Source organism: Staphylococcus sp. HMSC070D05, assembly GCF_001815595.1.
GTDB classification, from domain to species: Bacteria; Bacillota; Bacilli; order Staphylococcales; family Staphylococcaceae; genus Staphylococcus; species Staphylococcus hominis.
Window position 1 is genome coordinate 1 of record NZ_KV821088.1, and the last position, 7,616, is coordinate 7,616.

5 protein-coding genes and 1 pseudogene are annotated in these 7,616 nt (G+C 32.4%); 3 read left to right on the forward strand and 3 right to left on the reverse strand.

Annotation, left to right across the window (positions count from 1 at the left end; genetic code table 11):
* Positions 1–49: 49 nt before the first annotated feature.
* The 3 genes from copZ to HMPREF3046_RS00255 form a co-directional block, all read right to left on the reverse strand.
* Positions 50–259 carry a copper chaperone CopZ gene (gene copZ, locus HMPREF3046_RS00245; protein ID WP_002449345.1) on the reverse strand — a complete coding sequence of 70 codons (210 nt, stop codon included), beginning with the start codon at positions 257–259 and terminating at the stop codon, positions 50–52.
* 88 nt (positions 260–347) lie between these two features.
* Positions 348–2,735 (reverse strand): heavy metal translocating P-type ATPase, encoded by a 2,388-nt coding sequence (locus tag HMPREF3046_RS00250; protein ID WP_070715460.1) that lies wholly within the window; start codon positions 2,733–2,735, stop codon positions 348–350.
* 134 nt (positions 2,736–2,869) lie between these two features.
* Positions 2,870–3,076: a hypothetical protein gene (locus HMPREF3046_RS00255; protein WP_002454819.1), complete on the reverse strand. Its 207-nt coding sequence runs from the start codon at positions 3,074–3,076 to the stop codon at positions 2,870–2,872.
* A gap of 196 nt (positions 3,077–3,272) precedes the next feature.
* Between HMPREF3046_RS00255 and HMPREF3046_RS00260 the strand changes: the two genes are divergently transcribed.
* From HMPREF3046_RS00260 to HMPREF3046_RS00270, 3 genes and pseudogenes are all read left to right on the forward strand, one after another.
* Positions 3,273–4,142, forward strand: coding sequence for an SDR family oxidoreductase (locus tag HMPREF3046_RS00260; RefSeq protein ID WP_070715461.1), 870 nt, complete (start codon positions 3,273–3,275; stop codon positions 4,140–4,142).
* A 94-nt stretch (positions 4,143–4,236) separates the two neighbouring features.
* Positions 4,237–4,830 carry a sugar O-acetyltransferase gene (locus HMPREF3046_RS00265; protein ID WP_070715463.1) on the forward strand — a complete coding sequence of 198 codons (594 nt, stop codon included), beginning with the start codon at positions 4,237–4,239 and terminating at the stop codon, positions 4,828–4,830.
* 225 nt (positions 4,831–5,055) lie between these two features.
* Positions 5,056–7,563, forward strand: a pseudogene (locus tag HMPREF3046_RS00270) (CDP-glycerol glycerophosphotransferase family protein).
* Positions 7,564–7,616 lie beyond the last annotated feature (53 nt).

Here is a 7,616-nt window from a genome sequence, read left to right on the forward strand (position 1 = left end):
ATTAAGTTCCCATTTTAAGGGTTCAGTGCCATGACCTCCAACTTTTTTATTATTCTTTAACATCATAGCCTTGATCTTCAATAGTATCATGTAAGTCTTTCGTTGAAACGAGTTCATCATTATAATCTACACGAACTTCGTTTTTATCAAGGTCTACTTCAGCAGTTCTTACACCATTAATTTTAGCTAATGCTGATTCGATTGTATTTTTACAATGGTCACAACTCATACCATCTACTTTAATAACTTTATTAATCATTGATTGTCACCTCCGAGTACTTCATAATGACTATACCCATATTTTACGCTTTTTAAATTTTTATGAAAGTATAAAGTTTAAAATTCATTTATAATTTCATTCGTTTTAGACGTAATGCATTAGTTACAACGCTTACAGAACTTAATGCCATCGCTGCACCAGCAATCCATGGAGCGAGTAAGCCCATAGCAGCAATAGGAATACCAGCAGCATTATAACCGAACGCCCAGAAAAGATTCTGTTTGATATTTCGAATGGTTTTATGACTTGCGTGAATCGCTTTAGGAACTAAGGCAATGTCTCCACCTAAGATAGTAATATCAGCTGCTTCAATTGCGACTTCAGTACCTGTCCCCATGGCAATACCAATATCTGCTTGAACTAAAGCAGGTGCGTCATTAATACCATCGCCAACCATCGCAACGTTCTCACCTTTATCTTGAAAATGAGCAACATGTTTAGCTTTATCTTCTGGAAGAACATTGGCGATAACATGATCAATACCAACTTCATTTGCGATAGCTTGAGCTGTAGAGTGGTTATCACCTGTAATCATTACCGTACGTAAATTCATGTCTTTTAGTTCTTGAACCGCAACTTTGGCTTCAGATTTAACAGTGTCTGCTACAGCGATATAACCACGTAATATCTGGTCATATGCAATCAACATGACCGTTTGTCCTTTTTGTTCAATTTGGGTAATCTCATCTAATAAAGGTGCTGTCTCAATATGATGATTTGACATTAATGATCGGTTGCCTATGAATAATGTCTTATTATTGATTGTAGCTTTAATACCGTGACCTGGTAATGTTTCATAGTGCTCTATATTTGTCAAAGTAAGCTGTTTTGTTTTAGCGTACTTAACAATCGCGGTTGCTAAGGGATGTTCAGAATTATTTTCAGCTGAAGCTACATATTGTAATAAAGTATCATCACCTTTAAAGTAAGTCACTTCTGGTGTACCATGTGTCAACGTACCCGTTTTATCAAATACCACTGTATCAATTTGATGAGTACGTTCTACATATTCGCCACCTTTAAACAAGATACCTTCTTCTGCTGCACGTCCTGTACCAACCATGATAGAAGTTGGCGTTGCAAGTCCTAATGCGCATGGACAAGCAATCACTAATACAGAAATCATGGCAACGAGAGCACCTTCAAATTGACCAGGATGAATGAAAATAATCCATATGATAAAAGTGAGTACGGCAATACCAATAACAATAGGTACGAAATAGCCAGAAATCATATCTGCTAAGCGTTGAATAGGTGCCTTTGAACTTTGGGCTTCTTCAACTACTTTAATAATATTAGATAAAGCGGTATCTTGACCTACTTTTGTTGCTTGAACGGTAATGACACCATTTTTATTTAGTGTTGCACCAATCACTTCATTATCAACTGTTTTATCTATAGGCATGGATTCTCCAGTTAACATGGATTCATCTACTGTTGTGCTCCCTTTAATGACTTTTGCATCTACTGGAATTTTTTCTCCTGGTTTAACAAGTAATGTGTCTCCAACTTGAACATTTTGAAGCGGAACCATTGTTTCTGTTCCATCATCTTTAATGAGACGTGCTTCTTTGGCTTGTAAGTTTAATAATTGATTTAAAGCATGTGTTGTTTGTGATTTTGCACGTGCTTCTAAATACTTGCCAAATAAAATTAAAGTGATTAAAACAGCACTGGTTTCAAAATAAAGGTGGGGCTGTGCATTTGAGTCTAATAACCATTTACTCATTTCGTAAATACTATAGAAATAAGCTGCACTCGTACCAAGTGCTACAAGTACATCCATATTGGCACCACCATTACGTAAATTCTTGTATGCGCCAACATAAAATTGCCATCCTATAATAAATTGAATGGGAGTGGCTAAGATAAATTGAAACCAAGGATTCATAAATATTTCAGGTAACGGTACATTAAATAAATGAACAAGCATCGTTAAAAGTAATGGAAAAGCTAATATTGCTGAAATAATGAGTTTATTACGTTGTCTCTTTAATTCTTGAACTTTACGAGAGGCTTGTTCTTTTTTTGATTGTTTAGGTTTAGCATCATAGCCGAGATGTTGTATTCGTCCAATGAGCGTATCAATATCAGTTTGACCTGGATAATAATCGATGGTTGCTTGTTCTGTGGTTAGATTGACTGTGGCTTGCTTAACGCCTGTTGTTTTATTTAATACTTTTTCAATACGATTAGAACAAGCGGCACACGTCATACCTATAACGTCTAGTTCACTTTTATCTGTTTCAACGTCATATCCTAATTTTTGGATTGTTTCAATAAAATCGCTTACTTCATATTGATCGTTAGGATAATCAATGGTTGCTTTTTCAGTTGCTAGATTCACTTGAGCATGAACGCCATCTATTTTATTCAATCGTTTTTCAATACGATTAGAACAAGCGGCACATGTCATACCAATGATATTCAAGGTGATTTGATGATTTTGAGTCATATGTTCAACCTCCTACCACCTTCAATATACCCCCTTAGGGTATATTAGTCAATGATCTTGCTTAATAAAAAAAGAACAATGTTACTCTAAATAAAATGAGTATATTGTTCTCTTATTCATAATAGCTATTCATATTAAAAGAAATCAGAGGGTTTAAAATGGCTTAAATCTAAATCTTTAAAATTATTGAAGTTAGGATGAGTGATAGATCGTACAAGTTCACCACTTTTAGCTTCATTATAGTATTGGTTGGCTTCATTCATTAAATCATGATCTTGAACTGTTTTTACAATCCCTAAAATGATGAGAATGGTAATGATACCCTTTAGAATGCCTTTCATGTTGTAACACTCCTTTTTATCTTTATCTCTATATGAGACGCTTTTTAGATTAATTATATTATAAAGACTCTATGTTAAAATTTCATGCATCTCTAGTACGGACTTTGTATCATTCAAAAGTAGTAAGCATAATCATTTTGTTTTAAAAATTAAAGAAATGGGAACGGTTAAGTAAATAAAGAAGGAGTGAAGATGTATGGACTTATTAAATTTTCATAAAAAAATTAAAGGTTATACACAAGAAAAACAACCAGGTTCTGAAAAAGATATGAATCCTAGACCTATTGCTGAAATGGAAGAATACAAGGCAGACGGTAAACTAAAAGGAAAAGTCGCATTAATTACTGGTGGTGACTCCGGTATTGGTCGTTCAGTAGCTATTTTATACGCCAAAGAAGGCGCTGATGTCGCTATTGGTTATTATAATGAACATGAAGATGCTGAAGATACCATCAATCGTTTAAAAGAAATCGGCGTTAAAGCAAAAGCATACTCTCATGATTTAAAAGATGCTGATCAATCAAAAAAACTTATTGAAAATGTTGTTAACGATTTTGGCGGTCTTAATATATTAGTAAATAATGGCGGCGTGCAATTTCCTAATGAAGACTTTTTAGATATTAAACCAGAACATTTCAATGAAACATTTAAAACAAATATTTTTGGTATGTTTTTCTTAACACAAGCTGCAGTACCTCATTTAAGTAAAGGTGATGCAATTGTTAATACAACAAGTGTAACGGCTTATCGTGGTTCTGGTCACCTTATTGATTACTCAGCCACTAAAGGTGCTATTGTGTCGTTCACACGTTCTATTGCAACATCATTGATGGAAAAAGGAATTCGTGTTAATGGTGTAGCGCCAGGTCCAATTTATACTCCATTAATTCCATCAACATTTGATGAAGATAAGGTAGAAAATCAAGGCGGAGATACACCAATGGGTCGACGTGGTCAACCTGCTGAACTTGCACCAGCTTATGTGTTCTTAGCAAGTTATGCAGATAGTTCTTATATTACAGGTCAAATTATCCATGTTAATGGTGGTGACTATATTACATCTTAGTGTGTAGTACTTATGAAGATAATAAAGTATTCTGTCTACGTATAGCGTGGAGAGAATACTTTTTATATTTATAGAAAGAAAAGAGGAAAAGACAATGACTGAAAAAGAAAAAATGTTAGCACATGAATGGTATGATGCAAACTTTGATAAGGAATTAAGAATGGACAGACAGCGTGCTAAAGACTTATGCTTTGAATATAATCATACACGACCTAGTGATATAGAAAAACGACAAGCGGTTTTAAAAGAATTACTTGGCTATGAAGCGAAACAACTTTCAATTAGCAGTCCATTTGACACAGATTATGGTTGGAATATAAAAGTTGGAGAAAACGTGTTTATCAATAGCAATAGTTATTTAATGGATGGTGGTGGCATTACGATTGGCGATAACGTTTTTATAGGACCATCATGTGGACTATATACAGCACATCATCCACTCAATTATCAAGATCGTAATAAAGGATGGGAATTGGCAAAACCTATTCATATAGGAAGTAATATTTGGTTTGGTGCGAGTGTGACAGTGACACCAGGTGTTTCAATTGGTGATGGCTCAGTTATTGCAGCAGGTAGTGTTATAACAAACGATATTCCACCGAATAGTTTAGCTGCTGGAGTGCCAGCAAAAGTGATAAGAACCATTGACCAAAATGAAACGATAAATATGCCTAATCATTTTGAATAATAGAGTAACCAACCTTTAAGCAGTAACACTTATGCTTAAAGGTTGGTTTTTATATACAATAACAATATGTATTGAAATTAAATATTTATTGTATAATATAATTAAATGATATAATTGTAGAGTGCTGAATGTGTGTGTGACTATATGTGAATCATTGAAATAGTTCAATTCATTTTAATGAAACAACTTGAGAGAAATAAAAGCAACTTAGAAAGGATAATGAATATGACACTTAAGACATGTCTTACAAATCAATTAAGACGTAAATCGAATTTTTTATTTACGCCAATACAAAGAAAAAATAAATCTGCTTATACAAGTAAAGTAATGACTTACGCTAAATATTATAAAAAGAATAACGTTAAGGAATATCAGATACTATATCAAGTGAGAGATGGAAAAAGTATCACAGATAGTCCATATGCAATATTTAAAAGTTTAATTAAGCAACCCCGTTATCGTAAATATAAACATATATGGGTAGTAGATCATCACGAAACATTGTTGTTTTATAAAGCAAGATTTAAGCACTGTAAAAATGTAGAGTTTGTTATTAAAGAATCAAGAGAATATTTGAAAGCATTAACGGAGAGTAAGTATTTAATTAATAATTCTACTTTTCCATCCTATTTTATTAAAAAGCCAAAACAAATGTATATCAATACATGGCATGGGACACCTTTAAAATATATGGGATTAGACATTGAAAATAGTCTTTATGGTTCTCAAAATATTATTAAAAACTTTTTAAGTAGCGATTACTTAATTAGTCCTAATCACCATACGACGACGATTTTTAAACGAGCCTTTAGACTTGAACATATTTATGGTGGAGAATTTTTGGAAATTGGATATCCTAGAATTGATTTAACTTTAAATTCAAATCGAAAAGATGTTATTAGCGAGTTGAATCATTATCTTCATATTAATAAAGAACAAAGTATTTTATTGTATTGTCCAACTTGGAGAGGCGAGGATGTCAATGCACCAAAGGCAAGTTTAAATCATATCGTTGAAGAAGTTGAAAAACTTAAACATCATCTAGATTATCAAGTATTAGTCAAAGTCCATCCTTATGTATATAAAGACGCGCTTAAAATAAAAAGTTTAAAACCATATTTAATTCCTGATTATTTTGATACCAATGAAATATTAGCGATAGTTGATTTAATGATTACAGATTATTCAAGTATCTTCTTTGACTATTTAGTAACCAATAAACCGATTGTCTTCTATACTCCAGATTTGCATGAATATCAATCATCACGAGGCATGTATATTGCTAATCGCGACTTACCCGGTCCTGTCGTTCATCATATTGAAGATGTGATTACAGTGATTAAGCAAAAAGCATACGATGATGATTCAGTAAAGAAAAAATATCAATATTTTAAACATCAATATACCTATCTAGATGATGGAGCTGTTACTGAAACACTTATTAACATACTATTCGAGGGTAAACGTAAACGTCCTAAACGTAAGAGCTGTGCTAAGAAAAGAGTGTTAATTTATCCTGGTGGTATGAAAAATAATGGTATTACAACGTCTATTATTAATTTATTAGAAAATGTCAATTATGAAAAATATGACATTACATTGTTTACTAATAAAAGTAAACATCTTGAAGTTGTAAATAACTTAAATCGTATTAATAAGAACGTTAGAATTATTTTGAGAGTACCTCCATTAGCAGCATAATTGAAAGAAACGTATAGTATCGATTTCGTAAGACAGAGAGGATTAAAAAGTATGTTAGAACATTTGATATATCCGAAGAAAGTATACGAAAGAGAAATGCGAAAAGTATTAGGTCATAGCCAATTCGACTATGCGATTGATTTTAGTGGGTATTCTATGTTTTGGGCTAATTTAATTTTAGCAACAAAAGTAAAACGTAAATTGATTTATTTACATAGTGATATTAAAGCAGATATGGAAAGAAAAGTTAACGGTGTTAAAATACATTATCAAAATTTAAAAGGTGTACGCTCGCTGTATAGTCAATTTGATCAATTAGTATGTGTATCAGATGCTTCTAAAAATCAAAATAAACAGAAGATCAATGATAAATTATTGAATAAAAAATTTGTCACATCTAGAAATACGATTAATTTGAATAAAATCAATCAACTAAAATTAGATGACTCTGAAAAATTTGAAAAACAACACCAATCCGTACTCGTACGCATCAATAATGGCGATATAAGTTCAGTACCATTTAAGGAAGACGATTTCAAAATTGTAACTGCAGGACGATTATCACCTGAAAAAGGCTTTGACTTACTTATTGATGCATTTAGTAAAGTACATGTCAGTCATCCGCATACAAAGTTATATATTATGGGGGAAGGTCCTATCCGTGTTCAATTAGAAAAACAAATAAAAAGGTTAAAATTAGAAAAATATGTCTTTTTATTAGGTCAAAGAAAGAATCCATACTATATCATGAAACAAGCAGACGTCTTCTGCTTAACATCTTATTATGAAGGACAATCAATGGTATTACTTGAAGCATTAACTTTAAAAGTTAATATTATCGCGTCAGATATTATAGCAAATCGCTATGTACTCGGTAATGGTAAATATGGCACTCTTGTGAGTCATGATATTGATGATATCACAGTCGCATTAGAACAGTGTATTCAAAAACAACCCTCTCAATATGAAGTATTTAACGCACAAGAATATAATCAATTAGCACTTAAAGAGTTTTATAAACTACTCAAATAGTAAAAAACGGTTAGCATAATAATAGGCACTGAACCCTTAAAATGGGAACTTAA